The sequence below is a fragment of the Massilia mucilaginosa genome (assembly GCF_011682145.1).
Lineage (GTDB): Bacteria > Pseudomonadota > Gammaproteobacteria > Burkholderiales > Burkholderiaceae_D > Telluria_A > Telluria_A mucilaginosa.
Window position 1 is genome coordinate 45,915 of sequence record NZ_WHJH01000011.1, and the last position, 20,771, is coordinate 66,685.

The 20,771-nt window shown below is 65.6% G+C and carries 19 protein-coding genes; 13 read left to right on the forward strand and 6 right to left on the reverse strand.

What is annotated here, in order from left to right:
• The first annotated feature begins 87 nt into the window (after positions 1-87).
• On the forward strand, positions 88-2,916 hold the full coding sequence (locus F2P45_RS11990) for a TonB-dependent receptor domain-containing protein (RefSeq protein ID WP_166874714.1): 2,829 nt from the start codon (positions 88-90) through the stop codon (positions 2,914-2,916).
• A gap of 180 nt (positions 2,917-3,096) precedes the next feature.
• Positions 3,097-4,056, forward strand: a complete 960-nt coding sequence (locus F2P45_RS11995; protein ID WP_229505046.1) for a S66 peptidase family protein — start codon at positions 3,097-3,099, stop codon at positions 4,054-4,056.
• 39 nt (positions 4,057-4,095) lie between these two features.
• On the opposite strand, the gene F2P45_RS12000 is transcribed toward F2P45_RS11995, so the two are convergent.
• Positions 4,096-4,758 carry a hypothetical protein gene (locus tag F2P45_RS12000; protein WP_166874720.1) on the reverse strand — a complete coding sequence of 221 codons (663 nt, stop codon included), beginning with the start codon at positions 4,756-4,758 and terminating at the stop codon, positions 4,096-4,098.
• A 751-nt stretch (positions 4,759-5,509) separates the two neighbouring features.
• Between F2P45_RS12000 and F2P45_RS12005 the strand changes: the two genes are divergently transcribed.
• From F2P45_RS12005 to F2P45_RS12055, 11 genes are all read left to right on the forward strand, one after another.
• Complete coding sequence (locus tag F2P45_RS12005) at positions 5,510-8,038, forward strand: M4 family metallopeptidase (protein WP_166874723.1); 2,529 nt, start codon at positions 5,510-5,512, stop codon at positions 8,036-8,038.
• Positions 8,039-8,191: 153 nt separating this feature from the next.
• Complete coding sequence (locus F2P45_RS12010) at positions 8,192-9,376, forward strand: type II secretion system F family protein (RefSeq protein WP_166874727.1); 1,185 nt, start codon at positions 8,192-8,194, stop codon at positions 9,374-9,376.
• Complete coding sequence (locus F2P45_RS12015; protein WP_166874730.1) at positions 9,373-11,076, forward strand: GspE/PulE family protein; 1,704 nt, start codon at positions 9,373-9,375, stop codon at positions 11,074-11,076. The genes F2P45_RS12010 and F2P45_RS12015 overlap by 4 nt, the downstream gene beginning before the upstream one ends.
• Entirely contained in the window at positions 11,063-11,869 is an 807-nt protein-coding gene (locus F2P45_RS12020) for a hypothetical protein (RefSeq protein WP_166874733.1), read from the forward strand. Before F2P45_RS12015 ends, F2P45_RS12020 begins: the two co-directional genes overlap by 14 nt.
• Positions 11,870-11,871: 2 nt before the next feature.
• On the forward strand, positions 11,872-12,426 hold the full coding sequence (locus F2P45_RS12025; RefSeq protein WP_166874736.1) for a hypothetical protein: 555 nt from the start codon (positions 11,872-11,874) through the stop codon (positions 12,424-12,426).
• Positions 12,414-13,028, forward strand: a complete 615-nt coding sequence (locus tag F2P45_RS12030; RefSeq protein ID WP_166874739.1) for a type 4a pilus biogenesis protein PilO — start codon at positions 12,414-12,416, stop codon at positions 13,026-13,028. The genes F2P45_RS12025 and F2P45_RS12030 overlap by 13 nt, the downstream gene beginning before the upstream one ends.
• A complete protein-coding gene (locus tag F2P45_RS12035; protein WP_166874742.1) occupies positions 13,025-13,564 on the forward strand; it encodes a hypothetical protein in 540 nt (179 codons plus the stop codon). Before F2P45_RS12030 ends, F2P45_RS12035 begins: the two co-directional genes overlap by 4 nt.
• 53 nt (positions 13,565-13,617) lie before the next feature.
• The gene (locus F2P45_RS12040) at positions 13,618-15,537 is read left to right on the forward strand and encodes a secretin GspD/PilQ domain-containing protein (protein ID WP_166874744.1); all 1,920 of its coding nucleotides are present in this window, start codon (positions 13,618-13,620) and stop codon (positions 15,535-15,537) included.
• The gene (locus F2P45_RS12045) at positions 15,534-16,004 is read left to right on the forward strand and encodes a prepilin-type N-terminal cleavage/methylation domain-containing protein (protein WP_370663236.1); all 471 of its coding nucleotides are present in this window, start codon (positions 15,534-15,536) and stop codon (positions 16,002-16,004) included. The genes F2P45_RS12040 and F2P45_RS12045 overlap by 4 nt, the downstream gene beginning before the upstream one ends.
• Before the next feature lie 5 nt (positions 16,005-16,009).
• A complete protein-coding gene (locus F2P45_RS12050) occupies positions 16,010-16,393 on the forward strand; it encodes a type II secretion system protein (RefSeq protein WP_166874746.1) in 384 nt (127 codons plus the stop codon).
• Positions 16,394-16,562: 169 nt separating this feature from the next.
• A complete protein-coding gene (locus F2P45_RS12055) occupies positions 16,563-17,102 on the forward strand; it encodes a type II secretion system protein (RefSeq protein WP_229505047.1) in 540 nt (179 codons plus the stop codon).
• A 49-nt stretch (positions 17,103-17,151) separates the two neighbouring features.
• On the opposite strand, the gene F2P45_RS12060 is transcribed toward F2P45_RS12055, so the two are convergent.
• The 5 genes from F2P45_RS12060 to F2P45_RS12080 form a co-directional block, all read right to left on the reverse strand.
• On the reverse strand, positions 17,152-17,457 hold the full coding sequence (locus F2P45_RS12060) for a hypothetical protein (RefSeq protein ID WP_166874595.1): 306 nt from the start codon (positions 17,455-17,457) through the stop codon (positions 17,152-17,154).
• Positions 17,391-18,170, reverse strand: coding sequence for an MORN repeat-containing protein (locus tag F2P45_RS12065; RefSeq protein ID WP_166874748.1), 780 nt, complete (start codon positions 18,168-18,170; stop codon positions 17,391-17,393). The genes F2P45_RS12060 and F2P45_RS12065 overlap by 67 nt, the downstream gene beginning before the upstream one ends.
• A gap of 139 nt (positions 18,171-18,309) precedes the next feature.
• Entirely contained in the window at positions 18,310-18,858 is a 549-nt protein-coding gene (locus F2P45_RS12070; protein WP_166874751.1) for a GNAT family N-acetyltransferase, read from the reverse strand.
• Positions 18,859-18,860: 2 nt separating this feature from the next.
• The gene (locus F2P45_RS12075) at positions 18,861-19,988 is read right to left on the reverse strand and encodes an acyl-CoA dehydrogenase family protein (RefSeq protein WP_166874753.1); all 1,128 of its coding nucleotides are present in this window, start codon (positions 19,986-19,988) and stop codon (positions 18,861-18,863) included.
• Positions 19,989-20,007: 19 nt separating this feature from the next.
• Positions 20,008-20,676 (reverse strand): SDR family oxidoreductase, encoded by a 669-nt coding sequence (locus tag F2P45_RS12080; RefSeq protein WP_166874756.1) that lies wholly within the window; start codon positions 20,674-20,676, stop codon positions 20,008-20,010.
• Between the last annotated feature and the right edge of the window lie 95 nt (positions 20,677-20,771).

The following is a 20,771-nucleotide window of genomic DNA, read 5'->3' on the forward strand; positions in this document are numbered from 1 at the left end:
GCCAGCGCGTAGGCTCGTTCGATTCATGACGTCTTGCCAAGAAAAATAATGTGTGCTCACAGAGCATCAAAAACCCAAGGAGAAACCGTGAAGTCAAGCAAGCTAGCGCAAACGATGGCCCTGATGTTTGTGGCCGGCTCAGCCGCCGCGCAGGCAGCCGAGCAGCCCATGGCGCGTGTCGAAATCACCGGCAGCAGCATCAAGCGCATCGCCCGCGAAGGCGCCCTGCCGGTCGAAGTGATTTCGCGCAAGCAGATCGAAGCCCAGGGCATCGTCAACGCCGAGCAACTGATCGCCACCCTGAACATCAACGGCAACGGTTCCGACAACCTGGCCAGCAACGCCGATGTCACCTCCGGCTCGCAGCGCGGCAACAACGGCGCGTCCTCGGCCAACCTGCGCGGCCAGGGCGCCGACAGCACCCTGGTGCTGCTCAACGGCCGCAGGGTCGCCACGCACGGCATGAAAGGCTCGGCGGTCGACCTCAACGCGATCCCCTTCGCGGCGGTCGACCGGGTCGAGGTGCTGAAAGACGGGGCCTCGGCCATCTACGGCACCGACGCCATCGGCGGCGTGATCAACTTCATCCTCAAGAAAAACTACAAGGGCCTGGAAGCGCAGGCGTTCACCGACGTTACCGAAGCGGGCGGCGGCAATATTGCCCGCTACCAGGTCACGGGCGGCTTTGGCGACTTGCAGGAGCAGGGCTTCAATCTGCTGTTCGCCTTGTCCACCGGCGACAACAAGGCCCTGCGCGGCGACCAGCGCGACTTTGTGAACACTTTCCAGCCAGACCGTGGCGTCTCGGTCGACACGCGCGGCGCGCCGTTTGCCAATGTCTTCGCGACCAGCCTCGGCAACACAATTTTCAGCCGCGGCAGCAACACCGGGCCGGTGCGGCGCGGCACCACGCAAGCCTATTCGGGCGTGAGCCTGCTCGATTTGCCGGGCGGCGCCGGCTGCGCATCGATCGACGGCATGGGCGCCTACGACGACAAGCTGTGGGACACGCCGTCGGGCGGCCTCGGCTGCGCCTGGGATACCGGGCGCGCCGCCGTGCTGCAGCAGCCCGTCAAGAACAGCAACTTCGTCACGCGCGCCACCATGCGCCGTGGCGGGCACGAGTTTTTTGCCGAACTGGTCGGCGCCAAAACCGAGGTCGCCAAGCGCTTTTCGCCCAACCAGGTTTCGCCGAACGCGTCCACCTTCCCGGCCAGCTCGTTTTATCCAAGCACCGGCGCGGCCTACACCGAGGTGTTCAACGCGCTGGTGGCCGAGTTCCCGTCGATTGAAGCGAACCGCGGCTTGCCGATCGCCTACCGCTGGCGCTGCATGGAATGCGGCGACCGCGAAATCGCCACCGAAAGCAAAGCCGGCCGCCTGCAACTGGGCGCGGACGGCCAGATCGGAAAATACGACTACAAGGTCGGCCTGGCGCGCGCCACCAGCGAGTCCGAATCGGTCCTCGGCAAGGGCTACAGCTACACCGCTCCGCTGGCGGCCGCGCTCGGCAGCGGCCTGATCAATCCCTTCCTGAAAGCCGGCCAGACCCAGTCGCAGCAGGCGCTCGACCTGATCCGCGGCGCCTCGGCCGCCGGGGTCGTGCTGTACGGTGGCAAGACCACCCTGACCGCCTTCGACGCCTCGCTCTCGGGCGAGGTGTATTCCTTGCCGGCCGGCCCCATCATGGCCGCCGTGGGCACCGATATCCGCAAGGAAGAATACAAATTCAACGGCGACCTGCGCAACATCGCCGAGCGGCGCGCCATCCTCAACGCGCCCTTCGACGACGTCAATGCCCTGCCGCAAGTGAGCCGCGATATCCGCGCCTTTTACGCCGAAGTGCTGGTGCCGCTCACCAAGGAGCTGGACATTACCCTGGCGGCGCGCCAGGACCATTATTCGGGCTTCGGCAACACGCTCAATCCCAAAGTCTCGTTCCGTTACCAGCCGACCACGCAATTGCTGTTCCGTGGATCCTACAACGAAGGTTTCCGCGCGCCCTCGTTCAATCAATTATTCAATGGCATCACCGAATCGGCCTACGCCGGCAAGGACCTGGCCGACCCGGGCAAATGCGCCAGCGGCAAGGTCGACACCACCAGGCCCGGCTGCGAATCGATCGGGCCGGTGATCCTGACTGGCGGCAAGCCCAACCTGGGACCGGAAACCTCCAAGCAGGGCACCGTCGGCATGGTGTTCGAGCCATCCGCGCGTTTCTCGGCGAACATGGACATCTGGGAAGTGCGGCGCTTCGACACCATCAAGGAAGTCGACCTGCCGGTCATGCTGGCCAACTACGACTTGTTCAAGGAGCAGTTCTACCGCGACGAGGCCGGCAACCTGGCCGGGATCGACCGGCGCTGGATCAACACCGGCGCGGCGATTACGCGCGGCATCGAAGTTGGTGCCCGCACCAATGGCAAATTGTGGGCCGGCAACTGGGCGGCTGGCGTGGATGGTTCCTACTTGCTCAAGAAAAAGAGCAAACCTTTGGAAACGGCGCCTTACAGCAAGGATGAAGTTGGCGTGTTCAGCTTCACGGGCGACCTCGGCCTGACATGGAAGCACACCGCCTACGTCACCTTCGCCAAAGGGGCGTGGAGCGCCATGTTCCAGAACGTGTATCGCAGCGGCTACACCGACCAGGTGCTGCCTGGCGTGGCCAGCGGGCGCATCGTGCCGTCCAGTTACAATCCGAAAGTGGACGCGTATTCGATCTTTCATGCCAGCCTGAGCTACACTGGCGTGAAAAACCTGACCTTGACGGCCGGGATCAAGAACCTGTTCGACGAGGATCCGCCATTCGCCATTACTTACGACGGCAACACCGGCGCCGGCAGCTCGTGGGAACCACGCGTGGCCGACCCGCGCGGGCGTTCGCTGACCCTGATGGCCAATTACAAGTTCCTTTGATGGCCCGGGCGGGCGGCCCTGCCATGGGCCGCCTTTCCGAAAGCATGCATGTCCCCTAGCGACAAGATCAGCCGGCGCGCGTTTGCCGGCCTGGCGGCCGGCGCGGTGTTGCTGCCCTCCGCCGCGCACAGTGCGTCACCTGACGCGTCACGTAGTGGGTCACTTAGTGGATCACGACCGATGCCGCGCACCCTGATCAAACCTCCCCGCCTGCACGCCGGCGATGTGATCGGCCTGGTCGCCCCGGGCGGACGCATCAACGACGAAGCCATCACCTACGCGGTGGCGCGCATCGACGCGCTGGGATTCCGCCCCCGGCTGGCGAAGAACCTGCGCGCCGTGCATGGCGGCTACGCCGGGGCGGTGCAGCAGCGCGTGGACGACCTGCACGCCATGTTCACTGACCGCGACGTCAAGGCGATCTGGTGCGTTCGCGGCGGCTCCGGCTGCATTTCCTTGCTGGCGCACATAGATTACGCCCTGATCCGTGCCAATCCCAAGATACTGCTGGGCTATTCCGACATCAGCGCCTTGCAGCTGGCCATCCTGAAGCAGGCGCGGCTGGTGACCTTTCACGGCCCGGTGGCCCTGTCGGGTCCGTCGGACTACGCAGTCGAGCACATGCTGGCGGTGCTGATGCATCGGCAGGATAGCTACACGATCCCGATGGCGCTGGAAAACAGCCGGCGCGCCCTGCTCGAACCGCATTTTTCCCTGCGCACGGTGACCAGCGGCCAGGCCACCGGGCCGCTCATCGGCGGCAACCTGAGCCTGGTCAGCGCGCTGATGGGCACGCCGTATGCGGCGGACTTCCGCAAAGCAATTCTATTCCTGGAAGAAGTCAACGAAGCGCCCTACCGGATCGACCGCTGGCTGACCCAGCTCGACCTGGCGGTAGGCCTGCGCCATGCGGCGGCGGTGATGATCGGCATTTGCGACCGCTGCGGGCCGGAAGATGAAGAACCGTCCTTAACGTTGGATGAAACCCTGGACCTGCATTTGAAGCCGCTGGTGATTCCGGCCGTGAGCGGCTATTCGTTCGGCCACATCCGCCACCAGTTCACCCTGCCGCTGGGTGTGATGGCCCGGCTCGACACCGCGCGCCAGACCGTCACCCTGCTCGAGCCGGCAGTCTCCTGAGCCCCACCCCACCGGCGGTTGATCGACACCGGCGGTCGCTCAGTGCGACACGATCTGCGACAGTACCGAAAACGCCGGCCCGGTCTGCGACTGTTCCAGCAGCACCGTCAGCTCAGAAAACGTGCACATCATGGTGACCACGTTGATCTTGTTCCAGGCCAATTTTTTCAGCACGCCGTGATAAATGCCCGGCGTTTTCAAGGCGTCGGGATTGAGGCGCAGGGTCAGCGCGGTCAGGTTTTCTACCCGCGCAATATGGCGCTCGCTGGCAAAGGCCGATTCGACCATGTGGATCAGCGGCCGGCTGCATACCACCAGCATCTCGTGCACCCCGCGCGTGACCGAGACAAAACTGCCTGGATGGCGCTCGGCCAGGGCCAGCAGTTCACGCTGGCATTCGTTGCTGTGGTCCGATAGCCGGTAGGTCACCAGGGTCAGCTCGGTGCGCGTGGTCAATTCGCTGGTGCGCGGCGAAATGACGATCGGCTGCGATTGCGCCGCTTGCTGCGGCAATCGCTCGGACAGGCGCCGCAGCGCCATCACCACGGCCGCCTGCCCCACCGGCTTCCACAGGTCCGATTCGAGCTGGGGCCGCAACTGGCGCGCCAGCTCCGACAGGTTGATCAGCCCGAGCGATATCCCTTCCGTCAGGAACGCCGATTCCGACACTATTTGCTCAACTTTGGTCGCGATCGAAAGCATCTTTCTCCGGTCCTCACATGGGTAGCCGCCGCCCGTCCACCTGCGCGACATACGGCAAAAAGGCCCTGTCGCTGCACGCGTCCGTTTGTCGCTCTGTTACCGTGAATAAGTTCTCTTCGACTGTCCAACTGGCACTACCCGCGTGCCGCACTCTCCTGCCGCACGTGTACCGTCGGCAAGTCGTTCAGGTTGGCTGGGTTTTCTGGGAATAGGGCCTGGGCAACAGCACCGGAGGAGGAGACAAACATGCCCATGCATAGGTGAGGTGTGACGTCATGATTTTCCCGTTAACTGATTGCGCTTTATCCGGAGTGTGCCCCGTGCGCTTTAATCCATGTCGCCTGAGGGTTTTTCCCGGCAACTGAGATCGAGTGTAGACCGCATCCCCGCTCCAGCGCAATCGAATTGCGTTCGTTTTCCACGTGAATTGTTACATTTCCGCACGTCTTAGAGTGCGACGTCTAATAACTGCCGTGTGGAAAAAATGCGTCACATTTACGTAAGTCAACAAAACATTCTTCAGGCAATTTGCCTTGTATACCGTTCAGTTTCTCGAAAAGAATGTCTAAAACTGAACATTTAACGTCCATACGACCAAATCACCCATTTTTTTGACTTGGCTTAAGAAACAGGAATAGTGTGCATTCTCTCGCGTTCACCGGACCAACTCATCGGCGCGCTCGGGTGGCCGCCACAGCATCGTGGCCAGCATTTCATCTCATTCAATCACTGAACTACCAATGGAGAAATAATGAACTTCCGCAAAACTTTGCTCGCTGCGACGATTGCTGCACTGCCTCTGATGATGGTTGGCCAGGCCCTGGCGAACGCGCCGATCATGGCCGGTCCGACCGCCCTGCACTCGCCGCAGCAGGGCCAGGCCCTGGTCGCCAAGCTCGCTTCCACCCGCGCCACCCACGGCCTCGACGCCGACCACGGTTTTTCCATCACGGTCCAGCATCCCGGCGTGATCGGCACCCGCATCAGCCGCGCCGCCCACACCTACAAAGGGGTGCGCGTGTTCCAGTCCGAATCGGTGGTGGTGACCAACGATAACGGCGATATCGTCAGCGAGTCGATTGCCGACCGCCGCTCGGGCCTGGGCCAGGGCAGCGGCGGCAATGCCGCCCTGCGCGCGCGCAGCGCCGGCCTGAATGTGGTGCCGCAAGTGCAGGCCAGCGCCGCGATCGACATGGTCATCAAGAAAGTGTCGCCGAACGCCGTGCACCATGTGCCGCCGACCGCCGAACTGATCATCTATCCGATCGTCGTGACCAAGCGTGCTCCGGGCGCCCTGAACAAATCCGAAGGCCAGCTCAACGCGGTCGACCTGGTCGACGAAGTGAGCGACTACGCGCTGGCCTACCTGGTCAAGACGCGCATGATGGAAGGCATCCATCCAGTCTTCTACGACACCATCGTCAACGCCGCCGACGGCAGCGTGATCAAGCAATGGAAAGCGCTGCAGACCGTGGCCGGCACCGGCAAGAGCCAGTACAACGGCACCGTGCCGCTCAACACCAGCGAGTCCGGCGGCACCTTCACCATGAAGGATCCGTCGCGCGGCACCGGCGGCACCTATGGCATGATGGCCATCACCAACGCCAACAAGACTTCCAGCGCCGGCCAGGTCTACACCAACAGCACCAACACCTGGGGTGACGGCCTGCAATACAACGGCGGCAGCACCACCAACGCCAACGGCCAGACCGCGGCCGTGAACGCGATGTGGGGCTTGATGAACACCTACGACGCCCTGAAGAACGTGCTCGGCTGGCAGTCGCTGGACGGCAACAACACCTCCACCTACATCGCCGCCCACGTCAACAGCAACTATGACAACGCCTACTACAGCGATGGCTGCAAGTGCATGTTCATCGGCGACGGCGGCAGCGCCTTCACCAGCCTCGGTTCGATCGACGTGATCGGCCACGAAATGGGCCACGGCGTGACCAACGCCACCTCCGACCTGACCTACAGCGGCGAGTCGGGCGGCCTGAACGAGTCGAGCTCGGACATCACCGGCGAAGTGGTGGAAGCCTATGCGCGCGCGGGCGGCACCGGCACGGTCATCCCGAACACCGGCAACGACTGGGCCATGGGCAAGGAAATCAGCAAATCGGGCAACCCGCTGCGCTACATGTACAAGCCTAGCCTGGACGGTTCGAGCCCGAACGCCTGGAGCACCTCCCTCAAGAACCTGGACGTCCACTACAGCAGCGGCCCGAACAACCGCATGTTCTATTTCCTGTCGCAAGGCTCGAACGCCAGCTCCTCGTCCAACTACTACAGCCAGTACCTGGTCAAGAGCCCGGCCGCGATGACCGGCATCGGTAGCGACAAGGCCTTCCGCATCTGGTTCAAGGCCGCCACCACCAAGTTCACCGCCTCGACCAACTACGCCGATGCGCGCACCAAGGTGATCGCCGCCGCCAACGAACTGTATGGCGTGGGCAGCAAGGAATCGATCGCCGTCACCCGTGCTTACGCGGCCATTAACGTGGGCGCCGACGTCGACGAAGGCGGCACCCCGGGCGGCGGCGTGACGATCAGCTCGCAGCCAGCGAGCGTGACCGTGCAAGCCGGTTCCAGCGCGAACTTCTCGGTCACCGCCACCGGCGGCACCGCGCCGTACAAGTACCAGTGGCTGCGTAACGGCACGGAAATTGCCGGCGCCACCTCGGCTACTTACAGCCTGACCGCGCAAACCACCGACAGCGGCGCCGTGTTCAGCGTGCGCGTGACCGATTCGGCCACCAGCCCGACCACCGCCACCAGCGCCAACGCCACCCTGACGGTGGGCGGCGGCGGCGGCAGCTCCGAGCGCATTGTCAACGGCGGCTTCGAAACCGGCACCACCGGCTGGGCCGGCAGCACCGGCGCCATCGGCAGCTTCAGCGGCCAGTCGGCCTACGAAGGCACGCGTTACGCATGGCTGGGCGGCAACGGCACCACCACCAGCGAAACGCTGACCCAGTCGGTTGCCATTCCATCGACCGCCACCACCGCATCGCTGAGCTTCGCGCTGCATATCGATACCGCGGAAACCGAACGCGTGGCTTACGACCGCCTGACCGTCACGGTCAAGAATGCGGCCGGTAGCGTGCTCGCCACCCTGGGCACGTACACCAACCTGAACAAGGCATCGGGCTACCAGATCCGTACCTTCAACCTGCTGCCGTACAAGGGCCAGACCGTGACCCTGTCGTTTGCCATGCGTGAAGATTCGTCGCTGCAAACCTCGTTCGTGGTCGACAAAGTCAGTCTGGTAACGCAATAACCCGGGTGACCCCACAAGAGGATGGCTGGCTGTCCGTCCTCTTTTTCCAGCTCCGGCTTCGGCCGGGGCTATTTTTCTTTCAGGAGGGGTGATGTCACCTGGATAAGCAGGTCTTTATCGGATGCAGGGATTAATGAGTACAAAGGGTCAACCATGCAGTTTCAACTCCAGGTCCAGGCCGCCGCAGGCAGCCGCCAGCATATCGCCATCGATGCCCCCAGCGAAGCCGATGCCATCCGCATCGCCGCGCGCAAGGGCTGGCGCGTGCTTGCCATCGAGCGCCCGCAGGCGCAAGCCGAGCCGCGCCGCAAGCAAGCGTTTCCCCTCATGCAGTTCAGCCAGGAATTGCTGGCCCTGCTCGAAGCCGGGCTCAACCTGACCGAAGCCATCGCCACCTTGCACAACAAGGAAACCCAGCCGGCCACCCGCGCCACCATCGGCGCCATCTTGCAAACCCTACAACAGGGCAAGAGCTTGTCGGATACCTTGAACGATTTTCCCGCCATCTTCCCCGAAATCTACGTCGCCACCGTCCACGCGGCCGAGCGCTCCGGCAACCTGCCCGAAGCCCTCGGCCGTTTTGTCGCCTACCAGCTGCAATTCGAAGCGATCCGCAAGAAGCTGGTCTCGGCCGCCATCTATCCGGTCATGCTGCTGGTGGTCGGCAGCCTGGTCACTCTGTTCCTGCTCGGCTACGTTGTGCCCAAATTCAGCGTGGTGTACGAAACCTCGGGACGCGACATCCCCTGGGCCTCGACAATGATGCTCGGCTTCGGCCAGGTCATGGCGGCCCATCCTTTCCTGTTGCTCGGCGCGCTGGCCGCGCTGGTCGGCGCACTCGTGTTCGCGCTCGGACACCCGGCGATCCGCCAGCGCCTCATTCTCGCGCTGCTGCGCCTGCCGGTGCTGTCCGCGCGCGCGGCCGAATTTCGCCTCGCGCGCTTTTACCGCGCCCTGAGCCTGCTGCTGCACGCCGGCATTCCCCTGTCCAAAGGGCTGGCCATGGTCTCGGCCATGCTGCTCCCCGGCCAGCAGCAGCAGCTCGACGCGGCGCGCCGCGCGGTGCAGGAAGGCATGCCGTTTTCCAGCGCGCTGGAACAGAACCAGCTGGCCACGCCGGTCGCCCAATCCTTGCTCAAGGTGGGCGAAAACACCGGCCGCCTGGGCGACATGCTGGAGCGCTCGGCGCGCTTTCACGATGAACAATTCGCGCGCTGGGTCGACTGGGCCTCGCGCCTGCTCGAACCGCTGCTCATGACCTTCATCGGCGTGGTCATCGGCGGCGTGGTGGTGCTGATGTACATGCCGATCTTCGAACTGGCCGGGAGCCTGTCATGAACGCGCCCGGCTTTCCGCACAATCCGGTGTCCGGCGCGCCGCTGTCGGCCGCGCTGGTGCAGCAGGCGCGCCTGGCCGCACTAAGCCAGGGCCGGCCGATGCTGGCCGTGCTCGAAGAGATGACCGGCCTGGAACCGGAAGCTTTCGTGGCCGAACTGGCCGCGCTGTTCTGCTATCCGCTGTGGACCATCGGCGCGCTGCAGGCCGGCACCCCGGCCTTTGGCATGATGCCCTACACCGACTGCGCCCAGCGCGAGTGCGTGCTGATGGAGGGCCCCGGCGGCGCGCCCGCGCCCGTGCTGGTGCTGGGCGACCCCTTCGCCGACGATACCCTGCAATGGGCCGACGCCGCCCTCCCCGCCGGCTTTTCCGTGGCGCTGACGCACCCGGACGAGCTGACCGCCTATCTGGCGCAGCAGGAGAACGCGCAGCAAGCCATGGCCGGCATGGGCGGCGACGCCGACCAGGTCGAGAGCCTGGACCAGAGCATCGAAGACATCTCGCTGGTGCGCATCAGCGAAGACAGCAGCCCGGTGGTCAAGCTGGTCAACTCCACCATCTACGACGCGCTCAAGTTCCAGGCCAGCGACATCCACCTCGAATGCGACGGCGACAAACTGATCATCAAATACCGGGTCGACGGGGTGCTGGTGCAGGCCGGCCAGGTGCAGGGCTTGCAGATGGCCGAACAGATCATTTCGCGCATCAAGGTCATGGCCGACCTGGACATCGCCGAACGCCGCATTCCGCAGGACGGCCGCTTCAAGGTGCGCGTGAAAGGCGCCGAGATCGACTTCCGCGTCTCGATCATGCCGAATATTTTCGGCGAAGACGCGGTGCTGCGCCTGCTGGACCGGCGCGCCCTGACCGAGGCGGCCCAGTCGCTGCGCCTGGAAAGCCTGGGCCTGAACGCCGACGCGATTGTGCTGATCCGGCGCCTGGCCGCCAAGCCGCACGGCATGCTGCTGGTGACCGGCCCGACCGGCTCGGGCAAGACCACCACCCTGTACGCGGCCATCACCGAGATCAACACGGGGCGCGACAAGATCGTCACCATCGAAGACCCGGTCGAATACCGCCTGCCGCGCGTGCTGCAAATTCCGGTCAACGAAAAGAAGGGCCTGACCTTTGCGCGCGGCCTGCGTTCGATTTTGCGGCACGACCCCGACAAGATCATGATCGGCGAAATCCGCGACGACGAAACCGCGCAGATCGCGGTGCAGGCCGCGCTCACCGGCCACCTGGTGTTCACCACCCTGCACGCGAACAATGTGTTCGACGTGGTCGGACGCTTCTTGCACATGGGCGTGGACGCTTACAGCTTCGCCGCCGCCCTCAACGGCATCGTGGCGCAGCGCCTGCTGCGCCTCAATTGCGAACACTGCGCGGTGGCGGTCCCGCCCGACCCCGACGAACTGCGCGACAGCGGCCTGGCGCCCGAACAGGTGCTTGGCTGGCGCTTCAAGGCCGGCGCCGGCTGCGGCCACTGCCGCGGCACCGGCTACAAAGGCCGCAAGGCGGTGGCCGAAGTGCTGATGCTCAACGACGCCATGCGCGAAATGATCACCACCCGCGCGCCGGTCAGCCGCATGAAGGAAGAAGCCTCGCGCGCCGGCATCCGCCTGGTGCGCGAGGCCGCGCTGGACCTGGTGCGCCAGGGAGAAACCACATTGATGGAGCTAAACCGTGTCACTTACTGAACTCTTCTCCAGCCGCACGGTGTGCGTCTCGCTCGCCCCCGACCTGCTCACCGCCGTGGTCCGCAGCGGCAAGCGCATCGTCGCCCACAGCGAAGTGCGGATTCCCCTCGACCAGACCGACGGCAAATGGGATGGCGCGCTGGCCGCCTTCGGGACCTACCTGCGCACCGCCGGCGTGACCCTGAAAGGCGTGCCGGTGTCGGTCGCCCTGACCACGCGCTGGTGCCAGCTGGCCATGATCCCATGGAGCGACGCCCTGCTGCACCAGGGTTCGGCGCAGCGCTTCCAGCAGGCCCAGTTCATCGGCATCTACGGCGACGCCGCCCGTACCTGGGCCATCGTCTGCGACGACGCCCCGTACGGCCAGCCACGCCTGGCCTGCGCCATCGAACGCGACTTCCTGCAAGGCCTGCAGGACGTGGCGCGCGACTGCGGCCACCCGTGCATGGCGATCGAATCGGTGCTGTCGATCACCTGGCGCGCCATCGCCTCGAGCCAGCCGCAGGCCTTCGCGCTGGTCGAACCGGGCCGCCTGGTGCTGGCCGCCGCCGCCAACGGCCGCATTCATGCGGTGCAGGCGCAAGCCCTGCGCGGCCCGTGGGAAAACGAACTGCCGCAAGCGTGGCAGCGCTGGACCCTGCGCGCGCCCGAACTGGGCGAGATTGCGCAGGTGGCGCTGGTCAGCCTCGACGAGCGCCCGGCAGCGCAGGCGCTGCCCGAGCACTTCGACATGGTCAAGCTGCCGCCGGCCCCGGCGCCCGGCTACGCCGCCGTGGCCATGATGAGGTGCTGAGCATGGCGCTGACCCAACTCAATTTTGTGCGGCAGGCGCCAGCGCCCAGGGGCTGGCGCCTGGCCTTGCTCGCTGGCGGCCTGCTGGCCCTTGGCGTGGCCGGCGTCGACCGGGTGGTGCAGGCGCGCCAGGCCGGCGCCCTGGAAGCGCAGCTGGCCCCGCGCGAAGCGCCGCGGGTGCGCCTGTCGGAAGCCGACCAGCGCGCGCAGGAGCGCCAGTTGGCCATCATCGGCGACGCCGTGCGCCAATTGAATTTGCCGGTCACGCGCCTGGTCAACACCGTGCAGGCGCCGCTTGATATCCACGTCGCGCTGCTCGGCATGGACTTGAACAGCAAACCGGAAAATGGCGCGGACAACGGTGCCAGGGGCGGCAGCGCCGCCGGCGGCCTGAAGATCGCCGCCGAAGCCGAAACCGCGGCCGACATGATGAACTACGTCGCCTACCTCAACGAGCAAGCCCTGTTCACTTCCGTGTACCTGGTCAAGCACGAATTGAACGGCGCGGCGGCCAACCGGCCGTACCGTTTTCAACTGGAGGCGCAATGGCAGGACTGAAAATCGCCAGCACCGCGCGCCAGGCGGCAGCGCCGTCGATGCTGGCCGCGCGCCTCGCCTGGGAAGCGCGCCGCCATGGCGCCCGCCTGGGCTGGGGCGCCGCCGTCGGCGCCTGCGCGCTGGCGCTTGCGGCCGTGTGCGCGTGGCAGGCGCAGCGCCTCGAAGCGCGCCAGCGCGACCTCGCGCAGGCCATCAGCGCCGCGCGCGCGCTCAAACCGGCGCAGCAGCGGGTGGCGCTGCCCGACGGCGCGCGCCGCGTGGCCGCCTTCTACGCCTGGCTGCCGGCCCATGAAGCGATTCCCGACCTGCTCAAGCAGCTGGTCGACGTCGCCGCCAGGAATGGCGTGGTGCTGGCCAAGGCCGACTACAAGGCGCAGGCCGAGGATGGTGCCGCGTTCATGCGCTACCAGATCACCTTGCCGATCAAGGCCGATTACGCCAGGGTGCAGGCCTTCATCGTCGGCGCGCTGCGCGACATGCCGGCCCTGACGCTCGATTCCGTCACATTCAAGCGCGAGCAAATCGATACCGGCGAGGTCGAAGCGCGCGTGCATTTCAACCTGCTGGTCAGGAAGGCCGCAGCAAAAGGAGGACGCCGATGAAAAAGATGACCATGGCGGTGGCGTTGGGCGTGACGCTGCTGGCCTGCTATTTCGCACCCGACGACGATACCGACATCATCGCCCCGGCCCAGGCGCGCACCATCGCCCCGGCGCCGTTGGTGCCGGTGCAGGCGGCGGCGCAGGAAAGCGAGGCGCCGGTGCTCGAGATTCGCCCGCGCGGGCAGGACGAAGAACTGGGCAACGCCTTTGCGCGCCAGAGCTGGCAGGCGCAGGTGCCGGTGGTGGAGGCCGCGCCGGCCAAGCCGGCCGACAGCGCCGTCACCAAGCCGGTGCAGGCCAGGGCGCCCGCCGGCGCCGGCGGCGCGCCGGAACTGCCGATCCGCCTGCTGGGGCGCTTTCTCGACGACGGCAGGCAGGCCTACTTTTTACAGGTCGAGGAACGCAACGTGGTCGCCTACGTGGGCGACAAGATCGACGACAGCTACAGCTTCGACAGCGCCGGGACGGACACGCTGACCTTCACGTATCTGCCGCTCCAGAAACAGCAGACACTCGCAGTAGGGGAGATGAATTGAATCGCACACTGACCCGCAACACGCTTCGCACCACACTTCGCACGCGCTTGTCCATGACTGCGCTGGCGCTGGCGCTTGCCGCCTGCGCCGGCCCGCAGACCTTCAAGGAAGGCAAGGCCCTGATCGAGCAGGGACAGTTCGAGCAAGGCCTGGCCAGGCTCGAAGAAGCAGTGCGCCAGGACCCCGGCAACGCCGAATACCGGATTGGCTATTTGAACCGCAAGGCCAGCATCGTCCATGCCCTGAACGGACGCGCCGACCAGCTGCGCGGCCAGGGAAATTTTGCCGAGGCCGACAAGCTCTCGGCCCAGGTATTGGCGATCGATCCGGCCAACGTGGTCGCGCGGCAGGGCATGCAGGCGGGGGCGCTGGAACAGCGCCACAAGGAGATGGTGGCCGGCGCCGAAGCGTCGTGGCGGCGCGCCGGCGAGGCCGACCTGGCGCAGGCGCTCGAAGCGCTGCGCGTGGTGCTGCAGGAGCGCCCCAACCAGCGCGACGCGCTGGCGCTCAGGAGCCGCATCGCCGACGAGCTGGCCAAAAAGAACGCCGGCGGCGGCAAGCTGGCCGCCGCCTACAAAAAGCCCGTGACGCTGGAGTTTCGCGACGCGCCGGTGCGCTCGGTGTTCGACTTCCTGGGCAAGGTCTCCGGCCTGAACTTCGTGTTCGACCGCGATGTGGATCCGGCCATCCGCACCACCATCTCGGTGCGCAATACCAGCCTGGAAGAAGCGATCCGCATGCTGCTGTCGGCCAGCCAGCTCGAACAGACGGTGACGGGCGAGCGCGCCATCACCATCTATCCGAACACCGCGCAAAAGGTGAAGGACTACCAGCAGCTGGTGGTGCGCAGTTTTTACCTGACCAATGCCGACGCCAAGACCGTCTCGTTTTCGATCAAGACCCTGCTCAAGGCCAAGGACATCGTCACCGACGACCGCCTCGGCATCATCATGATGCGCGACACGCCCGACATGATCCGCATGGCCGAACGCATCATCGCCATGCAGGACATGGCCGACCCGGAAGTCATGCTCGAAGTCGAGGTACTGGAAGTCAAACGCACGCGTCTGATGGAACTGGGCGTGCGCTGGCCCGACAAGGCCACCCTGACCCTGGCCAGCGTGGGCGACAGCCTGAAGCCGCTGACCCTGGCGGACCTGGGTGGCATCAACCGCGGGCGCATCAACGTCGCCGTCGGCAGCGCCACCATCAGCGCCAACCAGGTCGATAGCGACAGCAACATCCTGGCCAATCCGCGCATCCGCGTGCGCAACAAGGAAAAGGCCAAGGTGCTGATCGGCGACCGGGTGCCGGTCATCACCGTCACCACCAACAACGGCGTCAGCTCCGACAGCGTGAACTACGTCGACGTCGGCCTCAAGCTCGATGTCGAGCCGAATGTGCATCTCGATGACGAAGTGGCGATCAAGATCAATCTGGAAGTGAGCAATGTGGTCAAGGAAGTGATCAGCAAGTCGGGCACGCAGGCTTACCAGATCGGCACGCGCAGCGCGGGCACGGTGCTGCGCCTGAGGGATGGCGAGACCCAGGTGCTGGCGGGCCTGATCAGCGACGAGGACCGGCGCAGCGCCGACAAGCTGCCGGGCCTGGGCGAACTGCCGGTGCTCAAGCGCCTGTTCGGCAGCCACAAGGACGATACCTCGCGCAGCGAGATCGTGCTGTCGATCACGCCGCGCATCCTGCGCGGAATGCGCCGCCCCGACCTGACGACCGCGCAGTTCGATTCCGGGACCGAATCGAACGTGGGCGGTGTCGGGCCGGGTCCGGGCGGTGGCGCTGGCGCTGCCGGCGCAGCGCCGCCACCGGCCGCGCAGGCGCAGCCAGTCGAGGCGCCGCCGCCGGCGCCATCGGCCATGACCGGCAACGACGAGCCGGCGCCGCAGCCCCAAAGCGGCGACGCCGGCACCGGCAAGCCGCCCGGCGCCGATGCGCCGCGCAAGGTGATCCAGTGACGGCGCGCGGCTTCACCTTCATCGAGCTGATGATCACGCTGGCGATCATGGGGACGCTGGCGGTGGTGGCGGTGCCGATGGCGCAAGTGGCGGTGCAGCGTGAAAAGGAGCGCAGCCTGCGCAGCGCCCTGATCGAGATTCGCGAAGGGCTCGAAGCGTACAAGAAGGCGGCCGACCTTGGCCGCGTCAAGATCGCAGCCGGCGACTCGGGCTATCCGAAAAAGCTGGAGGAACTGGTCGAGGGCGTGCCCGACCAGCTCAGTCCCGCCAGGAAGAACATGTATTTTCTGCGGCGCCTGCCGCGTGATCCGTTTGCCGCCCCGGACCAGGAGCGCGCCGCCGATACCTGGGCCAAGCGCTCGTATTCCTCGCCTCCGGATAACCCGAGCGAGGGCGAGGATGTGTTCGACGTCAGCTCGCGCTCGGCGGCGCTGGGATTGAACGGCGTGCCGCACAAACAATGGTGATGACGATGAAACTGAAACGGGAACATTCCGGATTCACGCTGGTCGAACTGCTGGTGGTGATGGCGATCATCGCCACTCTCTTGAGCATCGCCGTGCCGCGCTATTTCAGTTCGGTCGACAAGTCGAAGGAAGTCGCGCTCAAGGAAAACCTGCAGGTGCTGCGGGTGGGGATCGACAAATTTTATGGCGACAAGGGCGTCTATCCATCCTCGCTGGGCGACCTGGTCACGCACAAGTATTTTCGCTCGGTGCCGGTCGATCCGGTCACCGAATCGAGCGTGACGTGGCAGCCGGTGGCCTCCAGCGATCCTGACAAGCCGGGCGTGGCCGATATCCGCAGCGGCGCGCGCGGCAAGACGCGCGAAGGCGTACCGTATGAACAGCTGTGATGACGGGATTGTGCGCAGTATCGCCGGCTTAAGAGCCGTCATTCCCGCGAAGGCGGGAACCCAATTTTGTACCGAAGCTACAGGCGATTCCATAAAATTCGATTCCCGCCTTTGCGGAAATGACGGTCTTGAGGTTCCCGATGACTCAAAAAATTGTCGATCGAGAGCGTTGAGGAGCGAGGCGGGGTTTGCCTATATCTGGACCCTGCTGCTGGTGGCCTTCATGGGCATCGGCAGCAGCATCGCCAGCGAGCTGTATTCGACCTCGGTACGGCGCGACAAGGAACGCGAGCTGCTGTTCATCGGCCACGAATTCCGCGCCGCCATCGCGCGCTATCACGGCAGCGCCGCCGCCGGGCCGCAGATGTATCCCCTGACCCTGCAGGACCTGGTCAAGGATCCGCGCTTCCCGAACGCCAGGCGCCACCTGCGGCGCCTGTACGCCGACCCGATCACCGGCAAGGCTGACTGGGGTTTGATCCGGGTGGAGGGGCGCATCGTGGGCGTGCATTCGCTGTCGCGGCGCGCGCCCATGAAGGTCGACAATTTCGACGATCACGACAGCGCATTTCGCGGCAAGGGACGGTATGCGGATTGGACCTTCGTCTATCCGCACGATATGTTCATCCCGCCGCAGGAGGGCGAGGAAGGCAAGAATGGCGGGCCGCTGCGCATCGGCGAGCTGCCCAGGCCGGGTGCGCCGCGCTAGCGCCGGATTGCTGCACCGTGCCGAGCGAAATGATGGCCAGCCGGCGCCGTCAGAACCACTTGCGGGTGAAGGTCATGGTGTACGGGAATGGCATCGCGCAGGGTTTGCCCGCGCAGCGCGCCGGTTTGTATTTCTCTTTCATGGCCACGAAGCCCGCCATTTCCGACAGCTTGGCGTCCGGCGTCACGTACACATTGACCGACTGCGCATTGCCCTCGCTGTCGACCATGACAATCATGCTCAGCAGGCCGTAGGATGGATCGCGCGCGTTGATCTTCTGGATCGCGCTCAGTACGTGGCCGTTGCCGAGCAGGGATACGGCGGCTCGTCGGCCGGGTCGAGCAAGGGGTACCATCCGCGCACGATGGTCCGTTCGGCATCGCTCATTTGTTCGTACGACAGCTTGAAGGGCACCGCGCCGTTGCTGACGACCTTGTGCGGGATGTGCGAGCCCAGGCGCGGCCGTTCCGATTTGAGGTTGTGGTCCTTGGCCGGCTCCGCCGCCTTCGGTGCGGGTGCGGGCGCGCTCACTTTGCCCTGCTCGCCATCGGCGCTCTGGCGGACGGCGGCGGCGCCGACCTGGCGCCCGTCCGCGTAGAACGCCTGGCCCCCGGCCGGCCGGTCATTCTTCCATTCACCGTCGTAGCGCCCGCCGAGCGTGAAGACGATCTTGCCCTTGCCCTCGCGCTGGCCGGCTTTCCATTGGCCGTCGTAGCGGTCGCCGAACTGGTTGACCGAGGTGCCGCTGCCGTCGCGCAGGCCGTCGCGGAATTGGCCGTCGTATTCGTAGCCCGGGTAGTACATCAGGTAGCCCTTGCCATGCGGCCGGCCCTGTTCGACCATGCCTTCGTAGCGCCAGGTTTCCAGTTCGATGGTGCGCTTTTCGATCACGCCCACGCCGTGCGCATACCCGTCCTTGCATGGCCCTTGCCAGCGCATGTCGTCGCCTTTGGCGGCGTCGGGCAGGGCCAGCTTGCAGGCTTCCTGGGCGTGCGCCGCCAGCGGCGGCAGCAGCGCCATGAGCAGGGCGGGGAGGGGGAGCAACAGCGCGCGGGATCGGATCGGCATGGCGGATTCTTTCAGTCGCAAACAGGGATGGCCCTGTTCGATCGGCCAATGAGTGAATGGTTCCGCATATTGCCACGATCCCGCCAGCTTTTGCGAGAAACATTGTCATTTCACCCTTGCCGGCTTACGCCAGGCAATATCAGCGAAGGGCGAGCGACATGAAGCAATAGGCCAGCGCCTGGCCGTCGATGCGGAACATGTCGGCCGTTTCGCCGGTCTGCACGAAGCCGCAGCGCGCGTACAGCTGGCGCGCGGGCAGGTTCACCGACAGCACTTCAAGGTCGATCCAGTCGAGTGCCGCCTCGCTGGCCGCCCACGCCGCCGCCACGGCGATCAGGCGCGCCCCCAGGCCCTGCTTGCGGGCGTCGCGCTGTACGCCCATGCCGAGCAGCGCGCGGTGCGCACAGGCGCCTTCGGGACGCGCCCGCAGGTCGATGTGGCCCGCAATGCCGCCGTCGTTATCGAGCGCCAGCCACAGTCGGCGCCATCCGGGCTGCCCGAGCGCGCTCGCGCAGGCGCTGCGAAAGGCGCTTTCGCGCTCGGGGCCGAAGCGCGAGGCGGCGCGCGCCATCGGCATGAACAGCGCCGTGGCGCCGCTGCCGTTGTCAAGCAGGTGGTCGTTCAGGTAGGCGAAGAACCGATCCAGGTCGTCGCTGCCGGCTTGCCGGATGATCGCTTCGCCCGCCATGCCTACAGCGCCCGCGCGATCAGGATTTTCTGGATGTCGCTGGTGCCTTCGTAGATCTGGCATACGCGCACATCGCGGTAGATGCGTTCGACCGGGAAGTCGCTCACGTAGCCGTAGCCGCCGTGCACCTGGATCGCGTCGGAGCAGACCCGTTCGGCCATTTCGGACGCGAACAGCTTGGCCATCGCGGCTTCTTTCAGGCAGGGCAGGCCGGCATCCTTCATCGACGCGGCGTGGCGGATCAACTGGCGCGCCGCCTCGATCTGGGTCGCCATCTCGGACAGTTTGAACTGCACCGACTGGTGCTCGAAAATCGGCTTGCCGAAGCTTTCGCGGTCGCGCGCGTACACCAGCGCCGCCTCGAACGCGGCGCGCGCCATGCCGACCGCCTGCGAGGCGATGCCGATCCGTCCGCCTTCAAGGCCGGACAGGGCGATCTTGTAGCCCTGGCCTTCTTCGCCGATCAGGTTGGCGGCCGGGATGCGGCAGTTCTCGAACAGGATCTGCGCCGTGTCCGACGAGTGCTGGCCCATCTTCTGTTCCAGGCCGGCCACGATGTAGCCGGGGGTGGCGGTCGGCACCCAGAACGCGCTGATGCCCTTCTTGCCGGCCGCCTTGTCGGTGACCGCCATGACGATCGCCACGTCGGCGTATTTGCCGCTGGTGATGAACTGCTTGGTGCCGTTCAAAACGTATTCGTTGCCCTCGCGCGTGGCGGTGGTGCGCAGCGCCGAGGCGTCGCTGCCGGTGTGCGGCTCGGTCAGCGCGAACGCGCCCAGCATCGCGCCTTGCGCCAGCGGCCGCAGCCACTGTTCCTTTTGCGCGTCGTTGGCATACATCATGGCGATGCTGCACACCGGGCAGTTGTTGACCGAGATGATGGTCGAGGTGCCGCCGTCGCCGGCCGCGATTTCTTCGAGCACCAGCGCCAGCGACACGTAGTCAAGGCCGGCGCCGCCCAGTTCCTCGGGCACCGCCACGCCGAACGCGCCCAGCGCGGCCAGCTCCTTCAGTTCTTCCTTGGGAAAGTAGTGCTCCTTGTCCCAGCGCGCGGCGTTGGGGGCAAGGCGCTCCTGCGAAAAGCTGCGCAGGGCGTCGCGGATCATCTGGTGTTCTTCGGTCAGTATCATGGGTTTCGCTAGGTTGGGCTTACCAGGGAAGTGGCGTGCCGTCGTAATTGAGAAAGGCGCCGTTGGCGCTGGCATCGATGCCGGCCAGGGTGGCGCGCAGGCCGGCCGCGCTTTGTTCGGGTGTGATGTCGGCCCCAGGGCCGCCCATGTCGGTCTGGACCCAGCCCGGATGGAAGGCCACGCAGGTCGCGCCCTTGGGACCGAAGCGCAGGCTGGTGTCGACCAGCACCGAGTTCAGGGCCGCCTTGCTGGCGCGGTACAGGGTGCCGGAAGCGCTGCCGCGCGCGCCCATCGACGCCATGCGCGAGGAGATCACGGCGAGCTTGCCGCGTGCCTCGGCCACCATGGGCGCGATCACCGGCAGCAGGCGCAGGGCGGCCAGCACGTTGGTGTGCATGACCGCGTCGAAGTCGTCCCGGGTGGGAAAGCCGTCGTGGCGCGGGCCGTACACGCCGGCGTTGAGGAAGGCGGCGTCGAGCAGTTCGCCGTCCAGGTTCCAGCCCAGCGCGGCGATGGAGTCGGCGCTGGTGACATCGAGCTGGTATGGATGCGCGCCCATGGCGCCGAGGGCGGGGCAGTCGTCGCTTTTGCGGGCGCTGGCGAGCACGCGCCAGCCGTCGGCCAGGTACTGGCGCACCAGTTCGCGGCCGATGCCGCGCGAGGCGCCGATGATGAGTGCTGTTGGCATGAAGTTTCTAGGTCGGTATTCGGGTATGCAGGGCTGCCGCTATCGTGAGCTCCGTCGTCCCCGCCAAGGGGGCCGCCCAGGCCGGGAACGACGGG